This window comes from Pontibacillus sp. HMF3514 (assembly GCF_009858175.1).
GTDB lineage: Bacteria > Bacillota > Bacilli > Bacillales > BH030062 > Pontibacillus.
In genome coordinates, this window is the sequence record NZ_CP047393.1 from 2244107 (window position 1) to 2264012 (window position 19906).

The 19906-nt window shown below is 37.4% G+C and carries 20 protein-coding genes; 3 read left to right on the forward strand and 17 right to left on the reverse strand.

Annotation, left to right across the window (positions count from 1 at the left end; all coding sequences use genetic code 11):
* Positions 1-124 precede the first annotated feature (124 nt).
* On the forward strand, positions 125-1681 hold the full coding sequence (locus tag GS400_RS11660; RefSeq protein ID WP_160101981.1) for an ABC-F family ATP-binding cassette domain-containing protein: 1557 nt from the start codon (positions 125-127) through the stop codon (positions 1679-1681).
* An 89-nt stretch (positions 1682-1770) separates the two neighbouring features.
* On the opposite strand, the gene GS400_RS11665 is transcribed toward GS400_RS11660, so the two are convergent.
* The 7 genes from GS400_RS11665 to GS400_RS11695 form a co-directional block, all read right to left on the reverse strand.
* On the reverse strand, positions 1771-1950 hold the full coding sequence (locus GS400_RS11665; protein WP_160101983.1) for a hypothetical protein: 180 nt from the start codon (positions 1948-1950) through the stop codon (positions 1771-1773).
* A gap of 74 nt (positions 1951-2024) precedes the next feature.
* Positions 2025-2498: a non-canonical purine NTP pyrophosphatase gene (locus GS400_RS11670; protein WP_201450100.1), complete on the reverse strand. Its 474-nt coding sequence runs from the start codon at positions 2496-2498 to the stop codon at positions 2025-2027.
* A gap of 61 nt (positions 2499-2559) precedes the next feature.
* Positions 2560-2955: an NIPSNAP family protein gene (locus GS400_RS11675; protein WP_201450101.1), complete on the reverse strand. Its 396-nt coding sequence runs from the start codon at positions 2953-2955 to the stop codon at positions 2560-2562.
* Positions 2956-3027: 72 nt separating this feature from the next.
* Complete coding sequence (locus GS400_RS11680) at positions 3028-3309, reverse strand: hypothetical protein (protein WP_160101985.1); 282 nt, start codon at positions 3307-3309, stop codon at positions 3028-3030.
* A gap of 181 nt (positions 3310-3490) precedes the next feature.
* Positions 3491-5767 (reverse strand): ABC transporter permease, encoded by a 2277-nt coding sequence (locus tag GS400_RS11685; RefSeq protein WP_160101987.1) that lies wholly within the window; start codon positions 5765-5767, stop codon positions 3491-3493.
* Entirely contained in the window at positions 5764-6465 is a 702-nt protein-coding gene (locus GS400_RS11690) for an ABC transporter ATP-binding protein (RefSeq protein ID WP_160101989.1), read from the reverse strand. Before GS400_RS11690 ends, GS400_RS11685 begins: the two co-directional genes overlap by 4 nt.
* A gap of 171 nt (positions 6466-6636) precedes the next feature.
* Positions 6637-7887: a DNA polymerase IV gene (locus GS400_RS11695; protein ID WP_160101991.1), complete on the reverse strand. Its 1251-nt coding sequence runs from the start codon at positions 7885-7887 to the stop codon at positions 6637-6639.
* 239 nt (positions 7888-8126) lie between these two features.
* Here GS400_RS11695 and GS400_RS11700 point away from each other — a divergent pair, with 239 nt between their 5' ends.
* A complete protein-coding gene (locus GS400_RS11700) occupies positions 8127-8450 on the forward strand; it encodes a hypothetical protein (RefSeq protein WP_160101993.1) in 324 nt (107 codons plus the stop codon).
* Positions 8451-8491: 41 nt separating this feature from the next.
* Here GS400_RS11700 and GS400_RS11705 read toward each other — a convergent pair whose 3' ends face one another.
* From GS400_RS11705 to GS400_RS11730, 6 genes are all read right to left on the reverse strand, one after another.
* Positions 8492-8701 carry a hypothetical protein gene (locus tag GS400_RS11705; RefSeq protein WP_160101995.1) on the reverse strand — a complete coding sequence of 70 codons (210 nt, stop codon included), beginning with the start codon at positions 8699-8701 and terminating at the stop codon, positions 8492-8494.
* A gap of 14 nt (positions 8702-8715) precedes the next feature.
* Positions 8716-9303 carry a hypothetical protein gene (locus GS400_RS11710; RefSeq protein ID WP_160101997.1) on the reverse strand — a complete coding sequence of 196 codons (588 nt, stop codon included), beginning with the start codon at positions 9301-9303 and terminating at the stop codon, positions 8716-8718.
* Between the two features lie 220 nt (positions 9304-9523).
* On the reverse strand, positions 9524-10651 hold the full coding sequence (locus GS400_RS11715) for a M20/M25/M40 family metallo-hydrolase (RefSeq protein WP_160101999.1): 1128 nt from the start codon (positions 10649-10651) through the stop codon (positions 9524-9526).
* Positions 10652-10761: 110 nt separating this feature from the next.
* The gene (locus GS400_RS11720) at positions 10762-12309 is read right to left on the reverse strand and encodes an acyl-CoA carboxylase subunit beta (RefSeq protein WP_160102001.1); all 1548 of its coding nucleotides are present in this window, start codon (positions 12307-12309) and stop codon (positions 10762-10764) included.
* On the reverse strand, positions 12309-13133 hold the full coding sequence (mce, locus tag GS400_RS11725; protein WP_160102003.1) for a methylmalonyl-CoA epimerase: 825 nt from the start codon (positions 13131-13133) through the stop codon (positions 12309-12311). Before mce ends, GS400_RS11720 begins: the two co-directional genes overlap by 1 nt.
* Before the next feature lie 16 nt (positions 13134-13149).
* Positions 13150-14802 carry an acyl-CoA mutase large subunit family protein gene (locus tag GS400_RS11730; RefSeq protein ID WP_160102005.1) on the reverse strand — a complete coding sequence of 551 codons (1653 nt, stop codon included), beginning with the start codon at positions 14800-14802 and terminating at the stop codon, positions 13150-13152.
* Between the two features lie 200 nt (positions 14803-15002).
* On the opposite strand from GS400_RS11730, the gene prli42 reads away from it, so the two are divergent.
* Complete coding sequence (gene prli42 / locus GS400_RS11735) at positions 15003-15152, forward strand: stressosome-associated protein Prli42 (protein WP_160102007.1); 150 nt, start codon at positions 15003-15005, stop codon at positions 15150-15152.
* 248 nt (positions 15153-15400) lie between these two features.
* Here the strand turns inward: prli42 and GS400_RS11740 are convergent, their stop codons facing one another.
* The 4 genes from GS400_RS11740 to GS400_RS11755 all read right to left on the reverse strand — a co-directional run bounded on the left by GS400_RS11740 (position 15401) and on the right by GS400_RS11755 (position 19544).
* Entirely contained in the window at positions 15401-17014 is a 1614-nt protein-coding gene (locus tag GS400_RS11740) for a BCCT family transporter (RefSeq protein ID WP_160102009.1), read from the reverse strand.
* Between the two features lie 482 nt (positions 17015-17496).
* Complete coding sequence (locus tag GS400_RS11745; protein ID WP_160102011.1) at positions 17497-18033, reverse strand: L,D-transpeptidase; 537 nt, start codon at positions 18031-18033, stop codon at positions 17497-17499.
* A gap of 59 nt (positions 18034-18092) precedes the next feature.
* The gene (locus GS400_RS11750) at positions 18093-19043 is read right to left on the reverse strand and encodes an aromatic acid exporter family protein (protein WP_236560897.1); all 951 of its coding nucleotides are present in this window, start codon (positions 19041-19043) and stop codon (positions 18093-18095) included.
* Positions 19044-19112: 69 nt separating this feature from the next.
* A complete protein-coding gene (locus GS400_RS11755) occupies positions 19113-19544 on the reverse strand; it encodes a BrxA/BrxB family bacilliredoxin (RefSeq protein ID WP_160102015.1) in 432 nt (143 codons plus the stop codon).
* Positions 19545-19906 lie beyond the last annotated feature (362 nt).

The window sequence follows — 19906 nt, forward strand, 5'->3', positions numbered from 1 at the left end:
TTATATGCAACTAAATGGTTGCATACAAGTAATCCAAATAATTCTTCTTCTACCCTCTATCGCATTCTTCCTATGACCTTTATAATAGATAAGCATGAATGAATTGTAGAAAGGTGTATCAATCATGAGTTTACTCACAGTAAATAACTTAAGCCACGGTTTCGGAGACCGAGCTATTTTCGATGACGTCTCTTTCCGTTTATTAAAAGGTGAACACATTGGACTTATTGGAGCAAATGGTGAAGGTAAGTCCACATTTATGAATATAATTACAGGTAAATTAGAACCTGATGCTGGTAAAGTAAGCTGGTCAAAACATGTTCGAGTGGGATACTTGGATCAGCATGCAGACTTGGCACAAGGCATGTCCATTAGAGATGTTCTAAGAACAGCATTCCAATATCTTTTTGATATGGAAACGGAGATGAATCAGCTTTTTGCCAAAATGGGAGAAGTGGATCCTGAGGAACTTGAAGATCTACTTGAAGAAACCGGTCGCATCCAAGATGCATTAACGAACAATGACTTCTATACAATCGATGCCAAAGTAGAAGAAGTTGCCAATGGTCTTGGTTTGAATGAGATTGGATTAGAACGTGATGTTCATGACCTAAGTGGTGGCCAACGTACAAAGGTTCTACTAGCCAAACTATTATTAGAGAAACCGGATATTTTACTACTAGATGAGCCAACAAACTACTTGGATGTTGAGCATATTGAATGGCTAAGAACCTATCTTCAAGAGTACGAAAATGCATTCATTTTAATTTCACACGATATTCCATTCCTAAACAGTGTCGTGAACCTTATTTATCATATGGAAAACCAGGAGCTCACTAGATACCCTGGGGATTACAATGAGTTTCTACGTGTATATGACATGAAAAAACAACAGCTTGAAGCAGCTTATAAGAAGCAACAAAAAGAAATTGCCAACCTAAAAGACTTTGTAGCCCGCAATAAAGCCAATGCTGCTACAAGTAAAATGGCAATGTCTCGCCAGAAAAAACTTGATAAAATGGATGTTATTGAACTGGATTCTGAAAAGCCGAAACCACATTTCAATTTTAAGCAAGCACGCACACCTGGAAAATATCTTTTTGAAACAAATGATCTTGTAATCGGGTATGATGAACCTTTATCCAGACCGCTCAATTTAGTAATGGAACGTAATCAAAAGATTGCACTTTCTGGAGCAAATGGTATCGGTAAAACCACGCTGTTACGTAGTATCCTTGGTGAAATCCAACCTGTATCAGGCTCCGTTCAACAAGGTGAGCACCTTCATATCGGCTACTTTGAACAGGAACTGAAAGAAACCAGTAACAATACTTGTATCGAAGAAATATGGGAAGAGTTCCGTCACTTCACACAATATGAAGTACGTTCAGCTCTTGCGAAATGCGGTCTTACTCAGAAACATATTGAAAGTAAGGTCCAGGTACTAAGTGGTGGGGAAAAAGCTAAGGTTCGACTTTGTAAGTTAATCAACAAAGAAACCAACCTACTGGTCCTAGACGAACCGACAAATCACCTTGATGTTGACGCAAAAGCAGAACTTAAACGAGCTTTAAAGGATTATAAAGGCAGTGTACTTCTTATCTCGCACGAACCAGACTTTTATCAGGATATTGTGACTGACGTTTGGAATTGTGAGGATTGGACAACGAAAGTATTTTAATATGAGTTGGGACACTATTATGGTGTAAGAAAGAAAAAGAGGAGCTTCCCCTTTAGGAAGTTCCTCTAATTTTTTTATTTCCGGTACAATTAATATATGTTTGTTAATCCCCACATAATAATTGCTGCTACCGGGACCAGTACCCAAATGTTATCTCCCAAAGAATTCCGCGGCTTGTTATTAAGTTTACATTCGATGGAATCTAATCGTTTATTCAATTGACTAATTTCCTCATGCAGTTTTTCATGTGTTTCACTTATGTTTTCCATAGTGTTCGCCCTTCCTATATTTTTAATTCTTATCAATATTACGATCATGGCTCTATAAAAGTTTCAGATACTTTTTAACCGATAGTGTTATACCACTTTCCGAACTGAATCATGCAAGAATCTTCTTTAACATTGTTATATCTTTCAAAATCCTCTTCAGTAAATTCAGCTAGTGTTTTGTTAAAACGCTGGGGAATAAATATATACCAAAGTTCAGACCACTTTTTCTCATTATCTGAACCTCTTAACTGATGTGAAATAGTACCTGGGGATTTACTTTCAAAGTACCTAATTTCTACACCATCATAGTAAGCTAAGCAAGATCTAAATTCACAATACCTATTCTCCTTGCCTCTTAACAACTTTAATATCCCATTGATACCAATCGTGTCAAACATATGGTTAACATAAGCTCTTGGAAAACCATTTAACTCTTTTATAAAAAAGCCAGAATCCAAGGCAATACATGGGCGTTTCACTATGTTATAAGCTTGTATTACTTTTTGTTTTGCGATTTCTTTAATATCATCGCTCCGTGGTTCATTCAACTCAGCATAGGTAAAACCATTATATTCTTTAAGTCATTCTGAGCAGAAGCAACTTTACCTTTTATTCGTCGTTACAAACACTATTTCTTTCATTATTAAAATCTCCCTCAAAACATGACTCATTCAACGTTGTCTCTAACTGCTCATTCCGTACTTCTAATAGGTAATTTTTGATGACATAATCTCTCCCGCCATGTTTATCATACCATGCATTAACTCTACTCACATGTTCTTGGTCACCTCTAACATTGGTTTCAATTTCTTTATATTTCTCATAACTGTCATACTCCCAAATAGCAAATATTTCAGTAGTTGTTTCATCATTAGCGATCATCCATCTTCCTATTAGACGTGCTCCATGTTTTATTTGATTAGGTAAGTTAGTCTCATTAAAATGAGCATTGAAAACTTCAACAAATTCATTTCTAACAATGTAAAACTTCCTTCTATAAAACAACTTTCTCACTCCTTATCTCTATTTTGAAACGATCTGTTAAGAATATATACCTCACACACTCTAATAGTTTTTCTATTGGTTTTTAATAGAAGGTATGAGTTTTTTTATGAATGGGAGGAACAAAAGGAATAAGCTAACAATTCCTAAGCTTATGCTAAAAACTACAAATCCTTTGGTGTATTGCGGGATGTTTGATTCAGGAACACGGTCAGCGACAGGCAAACCTATAAAACTAATTCCAATCCCCTCTCCGTCTACATTTGTGCCAATAGCATTTAATTCTAGTCCTTTTTCATAAGCTAAATATGAACAAATTCCAAGAACAAAGACATCAACAAACCGAAGTGAGTTCACCTTATCTCCTCCTGGTCATTTTGTAGTTTAATAATAGGACGCTTATATAAAAGCAAAGGTTTCAATTGTCAAAAGAAAAGGACGCAATCTTATTCGATTTCGTCCTTTATTAAATGCTATTTTCTCTTTTCAACACTTACTTTTCAATGTATCGTTAGACGCCTCCTGGGAATTCATCTTTCTAATCCTGTTGTTTTTTCAACGCTTCTTGTAAAGATACCTTTTTCAACTTACGCTTCGAAATCCATAGAGATACGAAATACGTAACCATAATAATCACAAATCCAAGAACAATCATAAACCAGTTTAAATTAACTGGTAGTGAGAACCCTGTTTGTTCTACTAAGGAGGTCATCATTCCATCAATACTATAATAAGCAATAGGAATCGACACCATATAAGTTATAAATACGATTGGTGTATAAACATTTAAAACCATTTTCGAAATTTCATTATCCTTATATCCCATAACCTTTAACAAGGAAATAGAAGGTGAATTCTCTTCAACGATAAGGTTTGTTATTAGTGTTAGTACAATGACACCAATCAGAAATGCAAATCCAGCGATCCCCATAACAGAATAACGCGTTAATTCAGATGTGGATTCAAAGTTTTCGATAGCATCTTTTTTGTTTTCAACATACAAAATATTTCCTGAATCACCTGGTTCAGTATTCGTCCATTTTGCAGTGTAAACACCTTCCGGATAACCTATAAAGGAGTTAACTTCATCAAGTTGATAATATACTGAAAAGCCAATGTACACATTCGCTACGCCTTCCACTACTTTAGTTATCGTTTTATCGTTATATGCATTCCCTATGGTAAGTTCATCACCTTTTTCTAATTCTAAAACGGAAGCCAATGGCTTGCTAACAACAAATCCCTTTTCAGCTCTCTCATTCAATATCTCTTCATCATCATTTAGAAGTTGAATTTGATCACTTTCTGGTTTCACACCATAAATGGAAACTTTCTGATCAACTTTTATATCCTCTTTCCCATTCAGTTGCTGGACGCTAATTTCAGCGTTTGTAAAAGGACTTGCTCCCTCCTCTAGACTACCCTGCTGAAGGGAATTGTAATACACTCCATAGTCGTAGGTGAAAATCTTTTTATAAGTGGTCTCAACGATATCATCCATAGAGTTATACGTTACAAATCCAAATATTAATAGAATGGAAGAGAACATGACACCTATAAAGATATAGATAGCACGTGTCTTTTTCCTTACGAGTAAACGTAATCGAAAGCGAGAAATAAAGTTTCCTTTTTTAAAGAAAGGTAAGCGCTCAAACATGGATTTCTTCCCTTTAGAGACATCCTTAGGTGACAACAAATCCAGTGGCGATTGTTTCAATGGTTTACGAATCACAAAATAAGTCATGATCAGTAAGACCACATTTGGAACAATGAATCCAATGACTAAAACCATTACATCCCAATCAAAGTAAGAAATACTTGGAAGATTGTAATATTCAGAATATAAATTGGTAAATGGAATGGATAGTACAGCTCCTGCAATTAGTCCTAATAGAGTTCCTATGATTCCAATTACACCTGCGTGTGACAAATAATGTCTCATTAACTCTTTCTTTCGATAGCCCAATGCCATTAAAGTACCTATTTCTTTACGCTGTAAGTCCAGTTGGCGTTTCAAGATCATTAGCACCATCATGACTGATAAGACTAAAATAAATAACGGTAGAGTGGTAATGACCGCTTCAGAACTCTCAATTTCTGATTCCACAAATTCAATACGTGGATTTTCGTTAGAGTTCATCCATCTCAATAAAGAATAGTTTTCTACTACGTTATCTTTAAATGAAGCAATTTCTTCTTCACTTAGTCCTTCCCCCATCACTTGAGCAACTGATTTATTTGATAGGTTATTTAACGTATCCTTGCCTGTTATCGCAAGTCCAAATGACTTAGGATCATTTATTAGATCACTAACTCTTTCTAATATATAAATATAATCAGGAAGATACATCATTCCTGTAACCTTAAGTTCCTGATTATTCACATTAATTGAATCCCCTACCTTAAGGTTGTGTGCCTTAGCAAAAGGTGGAGAAACGGCAATCTCTCCTTGCTTTTCAGGCAATTCACCTTCTGATATATAGGGCTTATTAATCTCATCTGTTAAAGAGAACACACGAAGTGTTGTGTCTTCTGATTGATATTCCACATCCGTATATGAACGTTTTTCAAGTTGGACATCAAAGTTATCTTCCCATGCGGAAAGCTGTTCTTCATGAATATCTTCGCTCACAATAAAATGAAAGTCTTCTTGATTATATGATTCTTTAAATTGCTGATTACGCGTATCCAATGTTGATATGGCCATCGACATGGACACATATAGCATGATCGATATAAGAAGTAATACAATTACGCCGAAATATTGAAATTTCTTCTCTGTAATATGACGTAAAATACTTTTTCGTAAAATCATACCCAGTTCACCTTCTCTGGATCAACAGGCGCTTCATTATAAAAGTGTTCAGTAATCTCCCCACTCTTCATACGTATAACTTTATGTGCCATTTCTCCAATTCCATTATTATGCGTGATAATACATACAGTTGTTCCATAAGTCTCGTTTACATACTGTAGTAATTTCAATATTTTCTTTCCTGTCTCTTCATCTAATGCTCCAGTAGGTTCATCACACAAGAGCACCCTTGGATTTTTGATGAGCGCTCGTGCAATAGCAACACGCTGCTGTTCTCCTCCACTTAACTGATGAGGGAATTTATCTTTTTTATCCCACATCCCTACTTTTTCTAAAATATCTTTCATATCTAGAGGGTTTTGACTTAATTGTCTTCCTACCTCAACATTTTCTTCTACAGTTAAAGTTGGAATCAGATTATACTGTTGAAAAATAAACCCTAGTGAATGACGGCGATACTCCGTTAAATCTTTGTCTTTCATTTTATCTAATTGATGATCATCAACTTGAATCGAACCACTGTCATGTCGATCAATTCCTCCAATTACATTAAGTAAAGTTGATTTTCCAGACCCTGATGGCCCTAAAATGGCAACAATCTTTTTGTTTGGAATTTCTATGGATGCTTCTTTTAATGCATGAACATTGACTTCACCACTTTTATAAATTTTGTTAACGTTTGATAAAACAATACTCATACGCTCATCTCCAATAATATTTTTTGAAATATATAATTCTAAATGTTTCATTTTCTACTATCATAGTACTATAAGGATTTTCAGATTACAACAAATTTTTGAAACATAAAACTTTATTCATTTCAAAAAATCCACAAAAAAAAGAGCCATGCTTTTTGCATGCCCTTTTACTTATTTCTTTCTATAATCATCTAAAAAATCCTTTTGAAAACTTGTTGTTGGTGCCTTGCTATTATTGGGAGTCTTTAATTTCTTAAAAGGATTTGAACCATATTTTTCAGTGAGTTGATCGATTGTCGAATAGAGTTTTTCATGTTTAGCTTCTTCTTCATAAGTAAACAAGTTCAACTGCATAGCTGCATCTTGTTTTTCCGTTAAGTCTTGAGCGGTTACACCTAATAAACGAATGGGGTCCTGATTCCAATGCTCTTCTAATAACCTCATAGCATATTCATAAATATCATCTACTTGATGAATATAATCATGGAGCTGTTTACTTCTCGTAATCGTTTTCCGATCGTGGTAACGAATCATGATCTGGAGATTTCGAGCATAGACTTCTTTTCGGTCCATACGATCTGCAACCTTTTGAGACAGCCGCCTAATTAAGCGTTGGATCTCCTGTTCATCTGTTGTATCATGCGGCAATGTTTGTGAGTTTCCAATACTTTTAAATTCTGAAACCGCATCGGGATCAACAGGGCGATTATCTTCGCCGTTAGCCCGGTTTCGTAAACGTTCTCCATTAATGCCCAAAAGACTTTTTAGTTGCATAACATCCGCTTTAGCTAAATCACCGATCTTACGAATCTCAATTGATTGTAATTTTTCAGCTGTCTTTTGCCCAACACCATACATCTCACCAATCTCCATTGGCCAAAGTTTATGTGAAATATCTCTTTTCCGTAATACGGTAATCCCCATCGGCTTTTTCATATCGGAAGCCATTTTTGCTAGAAACTTATTTGGGGCAATTCCAATTGAACAAGGTAACTCTAATCTATCTAAAATAGTTTGTTGAATACGTTCTGCGATCTCTAAAGGTGTCCCCTGATCTTCGCATTCTGTAATATCCATGTATCCTTCATCAATCGATACAGGTTGGACATAGGGTGTAATGTCAGACAGAATCGAAAAAATCTCACGAGAAGCTTCACGATAATGCTCAAAGTTTGGACGCATCACAATTAACTCAGGACATAACCGTCTCGCTTCCCATAAAGGCATCGTGGTTTTAACACCTTTAGCACGAGCTTCATAGCTACTTGTAACAACAATTCCTTTACGCTCTTCAGGATTTCCCGCTATGGCAAGAGGTTTTCCTTTCAATTCTGGATTGCGTGTCATTTCCACTGAAGCATAGAAACTGTTCATATCTACGTGAAAAATAACGCGTCCCTTTTTCGGATAGTATTTCGACATACTGCTACACCCTTCTTCAATCTTCTAAAGAAAACTTGCCGATTGGCAAGCCTTATAAGGCGCAGACAGAGGGTTAGTTGCGCTTATACTTCATTCTTTCAAAATTTTCACTACGTCGAATTGCTTCTTAGGTAAAATTTTATTCACTCTTAACATGGAACATAAGTTCTATATGGTATTATAACATATATTGTATATATTCGTGTTATGTGACTCTTCAATCATTAAGGGGGAATATCATGTTCATTGAGGTTCAATTATCACTCATCATTTTAAGTATCTATGTAGTATGTATGACGCTAACTGTGTTCACAACTTTGGTTGTATGGATTAAAACGAAACGAAACCATAAAGCTTATGGATTCCTAATGACGTTCTACGCTCTATTTTCAATAGGGGCTATCAACCTGTTTTCTGGTATGCATACTTATTCACATCATCCATTGGGCAACGTATTTAATATGATATTCACCTTCTTTATCTGGTCTCTTGCTTTTATTAGTTTTGTAATTAGTTTATGGTTCTTTATTAAACCACATCTTCTAAAGTATTCGGATAAATAGAAAACCTCCATCACATATGGCTCTCAATGTGATGGAGGTTTCTAATGCTCCCCTTCATTCAATTGTGCAAGCTTTTTACCCCTACTTTGGGTTTTAGTAAATGCATAAGAACGTGTAGCTGCACGATTATATATCAAATCAAACTTGCTTTTGGCAAGTCTGCGTTTGGCAATGGACTCATTTGGGTTGTTCAAAACCCCAAGATGTTGCTCTAATTGCCATTTCTCTTTACTTGATACCAATACTTTCATACAAAACCTCTTCCTTATTTGTTATATGATTTCTTCTCATGGGTAGCCGCTACTTCATTAGAAGAGCTTGTATGCTGTGTGCTATTACCATACTCCTCAATTCGATCTAGTTTCTCTTGATATTCAATCGTTGCGTTATCCAAAGATTGCTCTTGAAACTTTTGAATATAAGATAAACCAGCAAATCCCGCTAATAGTGACGTAACAATAATCGACAATGGATTTTCTGTCCCTGTTAACGAGACTGTACTTTTGGCAATCACCCCAGCTCCAGCACCAATTAATAAATCTCCAAGCACCCCTAACTCAAAAAGGATTGGATCTGTCTCTTTATTTTCTCCAAAACGAAATCCTAATAAAAACAACAAAAATAACACGGCAGCTTTCAGGGTCGTTAATCCCCACAATACCCCTTTCAGAACAGGGCCATGAGACGACAGATGAAGCTCTTTAAAACCATCAAAACGATAATCAATACTAATAATCGGCAACAAAATACATGCGTTACGTTTGTAATGCCCAATCAAAGCTCCTACCAAACTAACCAAAATCGCTACTTCGAACATGTCCCACAATTCGACTAATGAAATAATCTTCTCCATATCATCACCCTTCTCTATATCATATCTATAGAATATATGTATTATTTTGAATTTTCAATATATTTTACAGAAATTACTACAATTGGATTATGTCTTTCTGGAATTCATAGGAAAAAAGGTAGATATAAACCTGAAATTGCCTGTTTAGATATGAAGGGACTGGATCGAGGACCAATCATAACAAAAAACGCATGAGGTTTTCGCCCTCATGCGTTTTTTGTTATGCATTTGATGCTTCATCTATAATGGCTAAAATCATCTCAGCTGTTTTTTCTAACTCAGAAAGTGGCATGCGTTCGTTGGTTGTATGAATTTCCTCATAACCTACGCAAAGGTTAACAGTCGGAATACCATGTCCAGCGATGATATTAGCATCACTTCCGCCGCCACTTGTTAGAAGCTCACTAGAACGACCAATTTTTTCAGCTGCTTTTCTCGCTACTTCAACTACTTGCTCGCCCGCTTCATGTTTAAATCCTGGGTACATGACCTGAACGTCAATGTCTACACTTCCACCCATTTCTTCAGCTGTTTCTTTGAATGCTTTTCGCATCTTCTCTACTTGTTCTTCCATTTTTTCAGGAACTAGAGATCTTGCCTCAGCTAGGATTTCCACATGATCGCATACAATGTTTGTTTTTTGACCACCTTCAAAACGTCCAATATTTGCAGTCGTTTCATCATCTATGCGTCCTAATGGCATTTTCGAAATCGCTTTAGAAGCTAATGTAATAGCCGAGATACCTTTTTCAGGTGCAACACCAGCATGAGCTGTCTTGCCCTTAATAACTGCATTGATTCTTGCTTGTGTTGGTGCTGCTACTACAATATTCCCTACTAATCCATCACTATCAATAGCATAGCCGTATTTCGCTTTTAAGTGCTTCGGATCAAGCGCTTTTGCCCCTACTAGGCTGGACTCTTCACCGACTGTAATAATAAACTGAATATCACCGTGCTCAATGTTGTTCTCTTTTAGAGAACGAATCGCTTCTAAAATGCCAGCTACACCCGCTTTATCATCTGCGCCAAGGATGGTTGTCCCATCTGTCACGATATAACCATTTTCAATAGAAGGTTTAACACCTTTACCAGGTAGAACTGTATCCATATGGGATGTGAAGTAGATTGTATCTACTCCTTTTATTGTTCCTTTAAGATTACAAATTAAGTTCCCTGCGCCATGGCCGGTTTCTTCCTTTGTATCATCTTCCGTAACCTCAACACCAAGGTCCGTGAATTTTTTGGTAAGAACTTGGGCAATCTCTGCTTCATCCCCAGTTTCAGAATCGATTTGAACAAGTTCTAGAAATTCTTCGATTAGTCTATCTCGATTGATGCTTGGCATGTCTTTTCCTCCTTCATATGTAAAAACACATATTCATGTGCTTTGCCTTCTGAAAACACGCTCTATTAGTACGTTAGCGGAACGCCTTGTACGTGTCAAACACATCCCCTTTACAGAGGGATATTTCCGTGTTTCTTCTTCGGTCGTTCTACGTGTTTATTCTTTAACATATCCAACGCCTGAATTAGAGAAATACGTGTTTCTCTTGGATCGATAACATCATCTACCATACCTAATCCAGCCGCAACATAAGGATTCGCAAACTTTTCACGGTATTCATCAATCTTTTCCTGACGCGTGGCTTCAGGATCATCACTATTTTGAATATCCTTAGCAAAAATGATATTGGCCGCTCCTTCAGGTCCCATGACAGCAATCTCGGCGTTTGGCCATGCGTACACTAGGTCCGCTCCAATGGACTTACTATTCAGAGCAACATAAGCTCCACCGTAAGCTTTACGCGTAATAACTGTAATTTTAGGAACAGTTGCTTCAGAATATGCATATAAAATTTTCGCACCATGACGGATAATTCCACCATGTTCCTGCTTAACCCCTGGAAAGAATCCGGTAACATCCTCAAAAGTAATTAAAGGGATGTTAAATGAATCGCAGAAACGAATAAAACGAGATGCTTTATCAGAGGAATCAATATCTAATCCACCGGCCATATACTTCGGTTGATTACATACTAACCCAATTGTTTTTCCTTTTAGACGCGCAAAACCAACTACGATGTTTTTTGCAAAGTCTGGATGGATCTCAAAAAATGAACCATCATCAACCACTTGATCTAAGACCGTACGTACATCGTAAGGTCGAATCGGATCAAAAGGAATTAAATCGGTTAAGTCAGGACGATAGTGGTCCTCATCATCCATTTCAATTTGTTTCGGTTTTTCCTGATTATTAGCAGGAAGATACTTAATTAGATCACGTACTTGGTCTAATGCTTCCTCCTCTGAAGAGGCTTTTAAGTGAGCATTCCCACTTTTACTGTTGTGGACTTGAGCTCCCCCTAAACCTTCAGAGCTTATCTGTTCACCTGTTACCGTTTCGATAACTTTTGGTCCAGTAATAAACATTTGCGACGTTTTTTCCACCATAATGACAAAATCCGTAATGGCTGGAGAATAAACAGCCCCACCTGCACATGGCCCCATAATGACAGAAATCTGAGGAATTACACCGGAATAGATCGAGTTGCGATAAAACACCTGACCGTAGCCATCAAGGGAAGACACCCCTTCTTGAATCCGAGCTCCGCCAGAATCATTTAAACCGATAAAAGGGGTTCCATTTTCGGCTGCTAAATCCATAACAGCAGCAATCTTTTTCGCATGCATTTCGCCCAGTGCTCCACCAAATACCGTAAAGTCCTGTGCAAACAGATACACATCTTCTCCGTTTACTTTCCCAAAACCTGTTACGACACCTTCTCCAGGAGCTTCTTTTCCTTCCATTCCGAAGTCCGTATTACGATGTTCCATAAATGCGTTTAGTTCAACAAATGTCCCATCATCAAGCAGGTAATCGATACGCTCACGTGCAGTCATTTTCCCTTTTTCATGTTGCTTTTCAATGCGGTCATCACCACCGCCTAATTCAACATTTCTACGTTTATCATAAAGTTCATTAATCTTATCAAAAATATCCATTATTTGCCCTCCTCATGCTGACAAAGTTCAAATAGTACGCCATTTGCTGCTTTTGGATGTAAGAAAGCTACTTGAGAGTCGTGAGCTCCTGCTTTTGCCTCTTCGTGGATAAGGTCGATTCCATCTTCTTTGTATTGACGAAGACGTTCATGAATATCTTTCACTTCAAGAGCTATATGATGGATCCCCTCTCCTCGCTTTTCAATATACTTAGCGATTGGAGAATCCTCATGAGTTGGTTCTAATAGTTCAAGTTGTGTTTCACCTAATTGAATAAAGGCTACTTTCACACCTTCTGACTTCACTTCCTCAACATTTTGTAATCTAAGCCCTAATGTATTTGTGTAAAACGGTAATGCGTGTTCAATGTTGCTAACTGCAATACCAATATGAGCAATCTTCTCAGGAGGTTCTAGACTAGATGATGCTTCAGGATCTATTAATCTCTTAATATATTTTGCAATTTCTTCAGTTGGACTTCCTGGAGTGAAGATTTTATTTACACCGCCATTCTCAAGAGGTGGGATGTCCTCATATGGGATAACACCCCCACCAATAACTGGAATATCTTCTGCCTGATTCTCTTTTAAAAGTTCTACGACTTTAGGAAATAAAGAATTATGAGCTCCAGATAAAGAGGATAATCCAATAACATCAACATCCTCTTGAATAGCAGCTTGAACAATTTGACCTGGGGATTGACGTAAACCCGTATAGATAACCTCCATCCCATGATCTCGCAATGCTTGAGCAATAACGAGTGCACCGCGGTCATGTCCATCAAGCCCTGGTTTTGCGATTAGTACACGTATTTTTCGATTCATAGTTAAACTCCTTTCCCTACATGCCTGTATATTCGCCGTATTCTTTACGAAGCACGTTACAGATCTCACCGACTGTTGCATAAGCTTTCACAGCCTCTAAAATAAGCGGCATTAAGTTTGTGTGTTCATCATGTGAGGCTTGCTTAATCTGATCGAGCGCTTGCTCAACTTTAGCCTGATCTCGTGTATTACGGATGTCTTCTGTTTTCTTGATCTGATTTTTCTCTAATGTTTCATCCACACGTAACAGTTCAGGATTCACCTCTTCATCTATTTGGAACTGGTTTAATCCAACGATGATGTCATCCCCATTTTCAATGTTTTTCTGCGCTTCATATGCTGCATGATGAATTTCTCGCTGCATAAACCCTTCTTCAACAGCTTGAACTGCACCACCTAAGTCACGAATTTGTTCTAAGTACTGGTTAACTTCTTCCTCCATCTTGTCCGTTAAGTGTTCAACATAATAAGATCCACCTAATGGATCGACCGTATCAGCTACGCCACTCTCATTTGCAATGATTTGTTGTGTGCGTAACGCAATACGTGCAGATTCCTCAGTTGGTAACGCTAACGCTTCATCACGAGAATTTGTGTGTAAGCTTTGCGTTCCTCCCATAACAGCAGATAGTGCTTGAATAGCCACTCGGACAATATTGTTATCAGGCTGCTGGGCTGTAAGTGTTGAACCACCTGTTTGGGTGTGGAAACGTAATTTCCAACTCTTTGGATTCTCAGCTTTATAGTGATCTTTCATGATTTTTGCCCAAATACGACGAGCTGCTCTGAACTTCGCCACTTCTTCAAAGAACTGATTATGTGCATTAAAGAAGAAAGCTAAACGAGGAGCAAACTGATCAACCTCAAGCCCTGACTTTAACGCAGCATCAACATAAGCCATGCCATTCGCAATCGTAAACGCAAGCTCCTGGACGGCTGTAGCTCCTGCCTCTCGAATGTGATAACCGGAAATACTAATGGTATTAAAGCGAGGAACTTCCTTATAACAATAACTAAAAATATCTGTAATAATTCTCATAGATGGTTTTGGTGGATAAATATATGTCCCACGGGCAATGTATTCTTTTAAAATATCATTTTGAATAGTTCCAGTTAGCTTGTCTTTTGAAACCCCTTGCTTCTCTCCCACCGCTATGTACATACAAAGGAGTACGGATGCAGGTGCATTAATGGTCATAGATGTGGAAACCTTATCTAGTGGAATCTGATCAAATAACGTTTCCATATCAGCTAACGAGTCAATGGCAACTCCAACTTTCCCAACTTCCCCTTCAGCCATCGGATCATCAGAGTCATACCCAATTTGAGTTGGTAGGTCGAATGCTACCGACAAACCTGTTTGACCTTGTTCTAGTAAATAACGGAATCGTTCATTCGTTTCTTTCGCTGAACCAAAACCTGCGTATTGTCTCATTGTCCAATAACGGCTGCGGTACATCGTTGGTTGGATTCCCCGTGTGTATGGGAATTGCCCAGGAAATCCTGATTTTTCGACATATTGTTCATCTAACTTTTCAGGCGTATATAAACGATCGATCTCTATATGAGAGCTCGTCTCGAATGTGTCTTTACGTTCAGGAAATCGTTCAGTAACTTTGTCTGCTTCCTTTTTCCATTGTTCTTTTTTGTCATGATATGTTGAACTCATGGCTACTCCTCCTTCTACGATTCGTCCCTAATCCTTTATCTTTCTATAAATCCACAAGAAAACCCTTTCAATTTTCAGATAATCTTATTGTATCATGAATTGATCGATAGTTTGATACATCATTTTCAGACATAGCCTTGTCCATTTTGAAAATTCAGGTTAAAATGTGAGTAGCACTTCGTACGAAGGAGGACAACTAAATGGCATCAAAAACTGCGAAGAAACAGACAGAGCAAGTTGCAGAACGTAAGCCATCCAAACGTGAAAAGCGTCAAAAAGTGATTATCTATCTTATGATCATTTCTATGCTTTTAACATCCCTGTTAGCTGGCGCGTCCATGTTCTTATAAGAAATGATAGATGAAATATGAAAGGGCACACTGCATAGCAGGTGCCCTTTTTTAAGTGTAAAGGCCCTTTCTTTATGGAAAGAGATACCTACCCGGGGGAATACAGTGGTTACCCGAGGGATTATTGCTTCTATCCGAGGGATTACACCTCCTGCCCAAGCTCAACGCACTCAATTCATAAAACAAGGCTGCACCATAAAAAGTGCAGCCTTGTATTTCTATATATAAATGTAGGGGGTTAATAAAGCTTAACTTGCTTGTTCTTTCTTATCCTGTCGTTCTTGATTTTCATGACGACGAGTTTCTGTAGGGTCGAGTGAAATCGTCTTAGATGTATATTCATCAGATGCTTTGATATCTGCATTGGAAGCTTTCATAAATGACCAAGCAAGCATAACCATAATGATGAGTAATGGGAATCCTCCTACGATACTTGCCGTTTGCAGCGTTCCAAGTCCACCAAGGAACATCAATGTTAACGGAAGTAAGCAAAGAGCGAATGCCCAGAATAAACGGTTCCAGCGTAGTGGTTCTTCTTCTACGTGTTTTTGTACTACAGAAGCTAGAATGTAAGAACTAGAGTCAAATGTTGTTGCTAAGAAAATAATCGCTAGAATAGTAAATACTGTAATCATAACAGGTGCCATTGGAAGCTGGTTCATAATTGACATAATCGCATATGGTGCACCTTGGTTATTTAGAACCGAAATAACATCAAACTGACCTGTCATTTGCATATACATTCCGAAGTTACCAATAACTCCGAAGAAAAGAACACTGCCTAATGTTCCATAAATCATCGTTCCTAAAATCATTTGACGAATTGTACGTCCACGGGAGATTTTAGCGATAAACAGACCTACAAATGGTGCATACACAAGCCACCATGCCCAGTAGAATACCGTCCATGATTCAGGGAATGACGTATCAGCAAATGGGCTCATTCCTGAGAACGGTGCTGTCCATGTACTCATGTGGAAGAAATTATCCATCAATAAGCCAATGCTATTTGTAGTTGTTTCTGCAATAAAGCGTGTAGGGCCAAACACAAACACAAATGCTAGAAGGAAAAATGCTAACCATAAGTTAACGTCACTCAAGATCTTGATACCTTTTTTCAAGCCAGTATAAGCACTAATCGCGAAAATAACTGTACAGATTACTAGAATAGCAGTTTTTAATCCGAGAGTAACTTCAATTCCAGTTAGCTGGGAAATACCTTGTGCAATCATCGGAGTTCCTAGTGCTAATGTTGTACCTGCACCACCCATTAAGCCGAACATAAACAATACATCAATAAGGGTTCCGATTGGACCGTCTGCTTTTTTACCAATCAGTGGACGGCAAGCTTCACTGATTTTTAACACGTGCTTCTTACGAACATAGTAGAAATACGCTATAGGAAGAGCTGGAAGCGTGTAGATCGCCCATGCAATTGGACCCCAGTGGAAAATACCATAAGCACTTGCCCACTGAATAGCTTCTTTGGATCCTGCTTCCATTCCCCAAGGTGGAGATTGATAATAGTACGCCCATTCAATCGTACCCCAATATAAAATACTAGAACCAATTCCTGCACAGAATAGCATTGCTGCCCAAGAAAATGTACTAAACTCTTGTTTTTCATCTTTATCGCCTAATTTAATATGTCCATTTTTACTAAATGCTACGTAGACAAGGAATAAAAAGATTCCTAAACCTACAATCATAAAGATAACGCCGAAATTCTTTGTCATGTAATCTTTCGCAGCTAATACAGCTTCCCCACCTGCTTCTGGGAAAATGATAAGTGGAACTGTAACAGCTAGTAGTAAGAAAAATGCCCCTATAAACGTGGGCCAATCAATTAATTTCGTTTTCATCTAATCGTCCTCTCTTTTAAGTACGTTTATTATCATAATAGATATCTAACTTTTTGTACAGAATAAATTGTACATTCTTTTTGTTCTTAAGGAATAGATGTAGTTGATTGAACTGAACAAACAAATCTTTCTTTCGTTGGCACAACTGGGATTATAGATGATCGATAGAACTTCAAATTTTTCAAAAATTTTTTCATGAGGAACCGCTTCACTGAGGTATATATGGTAGATTTTAAAATAAATAGGGATTATTTTACATGAAAAATAGAGGTTTGAGATTGAGTATGTTACCCTCTAAATACATAAAACTGGAAGTGAGGCAAATCTATGAAACATAAAAAAATATACATATCCCTTCTTTCATTCTTCTTGTTAGCCGTAGCGATCTATTTCTTTACACCTTCCTCTTCTAAAACCTATCCGTCTTTGGAAAATGAGAAAATAAAGAATGTCGATAGCAAAGAAGTAACAAAACGCCCCCATTACCGAAAAAATGGGGGCGCTTCTATTATGGGATCAATCGCATGATACTCTCTAGCCAATGACTCAAATGATTCATTACTTGATACAATTAAAACCTTTGTGCCAATTGGGATCCGATCAAAGAGCTCTTCAACCTTTTCATTTTTCATTCGAATACATCCATTTGAAATGTACCGACCAATGGATTCTGGACGATTTGTACCGTGAACTCCGTAAATCCTTCCGTTCGTATCTTCAGCATCAAACCCAATCCACCTAGAACCTAAAGGGTTTTTCTCATCTCCCCCAGGTATATCGAGCTTTCGATAGTAAGGATTCACTGCTTTTATCGTAATCGTATGCAACCCTTCTGGGGTAAGATCGTCTTTCTTACCCGTCGCTACATGATACACATTCTTCACTTCGTTATCATCCACATATGCCAACTGATTCGTTAGTTTATTCACAATTAAAAATGGATAGCCAGGTGAAGGATTTTCACCGATTGGCCAGATGAGGGATGTAGTCAACAAAATAAAAGCGAGCAAGCTTTTCAAATAACCGACCTCCTTTTGGAAATCATTTTGAAATAGCTTGCCCTACTTTGAATGGAATATTAAATATCGCTTTTTTTAAAGGATCGTTTAATAATGAGGTATTGTTCAATTTCATTAAGCAATGTGAAAAGACTTGCTCTTGATTCAAATTCCTCACGTGATTCAGGTAGATCGCTTTCTTTAAATTTCTGCTTCATCTCTTTAATTTGCTCTAAGAATATAACAGCCGTATTACCTGGATGTACATGATCAGCTAACTCATCAAAAAAGTCAGCAATCATAATCGATTGCTCTGAAGTATGGTGAATTCGACTTATAAGCGGTAACATTCGCTCAAGTAATTCGAATTGCTTCAAGCGCATTTGAAAATAATGATAATACGCATGATGGTTACGTAATATATGGTTTTCTACGTCTTTATACGATAAGGATTTTGCTTCTTCTAACAATGAAGCCGTATCCGTTAATTCCTTTCCTGACCACATCTGATCACCTGTACGTAAAAAGGTTGCAATTTCTTTTAGCATAACTTGAAAGTTATCTTCAACCAATCGTTGCTTTTCACGCAATTTCCCTTCTAAGCTTGGCATATACAGATTTAATAAGAGTGCTACACCAATCCCAACCACAATTAATAAAAATTCATTTAAAAGCGTTTCCTGATCTATGTTTTTATAGGAATATAAATGAAGAATAATAACGGAACTGGTAACGATCCCTTCTTTAATGTTGAGCTTTACAGTCGCAGGAATAAAAAGGATTAACATTAACCCAATTGCAAGAGGGTGATATCCCACCGTTTCAAAAATTAAAAAAGAAAAAAGCATAGCTAAAAGGCAAGCTGCAAATCGAGAAGATGCACTAACAATGGACCGCTTTCTTGTATTCTGAATACATAAAATCGTTAAAATACCCGCAGACGCAAAATTCGTTAAAGATAGCATTTGTGCAATCCATATGGCAATTGGTGTACCTGTAGCTGTTTTGATTGTTCGATATCCGATTTTCACGTTCGTAACTCCTTTAAGAAAAAAGCTGTAGGCATACGAAGAAGATGGCCATATGACCATCTTCCTTAGTTAAATTTCTTCACAATGTTCCTCAAAGATTTGTTGGAGCCTATTCACAACTTTAATTGGGTCAAATCCTTCAATATCATGACGTTCAACCATCGTTACAATCTCTCCGTCTTTTAGAAACGCAAAAGATGGAGAAGATGGTGGGTACCCTACAAAATATTCACGTGCACGGTCTGTAGCTTCACGGTCCTGACCAGCGAAAACAGAAACTAACTGATCTGGGCGCTTATCATAATGAATCGCATGTGCTGCAGCAGGACGCGCGATGCCACCTGCACAACCACATACAGAGTTAATCATAACAAGTGTTGTTCCCTTTTGTTGCAAAGCTTGATCTACTTCTTCTGGTGTCGTTAACTGTGTATAACCTGCATCTTCAATTTCTTGGCGTGCTTGACCAACTACGTCTTGCATAAAAATATTGAAATCCATATATACGAAGCTCCTTTAAATAACGTTATGGTATATGCCCATATTACCAAGTTTTTATAGTGGATTCAACGAGAATACTCTTATTCCTGTAATCCGATTAGTATTATAAATTTTGTTAAGGAATTTATTCCATAAGCTTTAACTCAATTTGTTTTATTTAACAATACTCTACAAATACTTTCCCAATAAAATACCCCCTATAAAAGGGGGATATCATTATTTGTCGTCTTCTTTACGATTTTGTTTGTTACCTTTTGCGTATTTACCTTGACGCCCATACTCTTTATTAGTTGATTTCTTACGGTTTTCCCCGCTTTTACCTTGGTTTTGAGCCATAAATAAAACCTCCTGAAATGTAAAAA

Excerpts from the sequence above, each read along its gene's own strand:
- GS400_RS11660 (WP_160101981.1), top strand. The coding sequence starts at position 125 with ATGAGTTTACTCACAGTAAATAACTTAAGCCACGGTTTCGGAGACCGA.
- GS400_RS11665 (WP_160101983.1), bottom strand. The coding sequence starts at position 1,950 with ATGGAAAACATAAGTGAAACACATGAAAAACTGCATGAGGAAATTAGT.
- GS400_RS11685 (WP_160101987.1), bottom strand. The coding sequence starts at position 5,767 with ATGATTTTACGAAAAAGTATTTTACGTCATATTACAGAGAAGAAATTT.
- GS400_RS11690 (WP_160101989.1), bottom strand. The coding sequence starts at position 6,465 with ATGAGTATTGTTTTATCAAACGTTAACAAAATTTATAAAAGTGGTGAA.
- GS400_RS11695 (WP_160101991.1), bottom strand. The coding sequence starts at position 7,887 with ATGTCGAAATACTATCCGAAAAAGGGACGCGTTATTTTTCACGTAGAT.
- GS400_RS11700 (WP_160101993.1), top strand. The coding sequence starts at position 8,127 with ATGTTCATTGAGGTTCAATTATCACTCATCATTTTAAGTATCTATGTA.
- GS400_RS11705 (WP_160101995.1), bottom strand. The coding sequence starts at position 8,701 with ATGAAAGTATTGGTATCAAGTAAAGAGAAATGGCAATTAGAGCAACAT.
- GS400_RS11710 (WP_160101997.1), bottom strand. The coding sequence starts at position 9,303 with ATGGAGAAGATTATTTCATTAGTCGAATTGTGGGACATGTTCGAAGTA.
- GS400_RS11715 (WP_160101999.1), bottom strand. The coding sequence starts at position 10,651 with ATGCCAAGCATCAATCGAGATAGACTAATCGAAGAATTTCTAGAACTT.
- GS400_RS11720 (WP_160102001.1), bottom strand. The coding sequence starts at position 12,309 with ATGGATATTTTTGATAAGATTAATGAACTTTATGATAAACGTAGAAAT.
- mce (WP_160102003.1), bottom strand. The coding sequence starts at position 13,133 with ATGAATCGAAAAATACGTGTACTAATCGCAAAACCAGGGCTTGATGGA.
- GS400_RS11730 (WP_160102005.1), bottom strand. The coding sequence starts at position 14,802 with ATGAGTTCAACATATCATGACAAAAAAGAACAATGGAAAAAGGAAGCA.
- prli42 (WP_160102007.1), top strand. The coding sequence starts at position 15,003 with ATGGCATCAAAAACTGCGAAGAAACAGACAGAGCAAGTTGCAGAACGT.
- GS400_RS11740 (WP_160102009.1), bottom strand. The coding sequence starts at position 17,014 with ATGAAAACGAAATTAATTGATTGGCCCACGTTTATAGGGGCATTTTTC.
- GS400_RS11755 (WP_160102015.1), bottom strand. The coding sequence starts at position 19,544 with ATGGATTTCAATATTTTTATGCAAGACGTAGTTGGTCAAGCACGCCAA.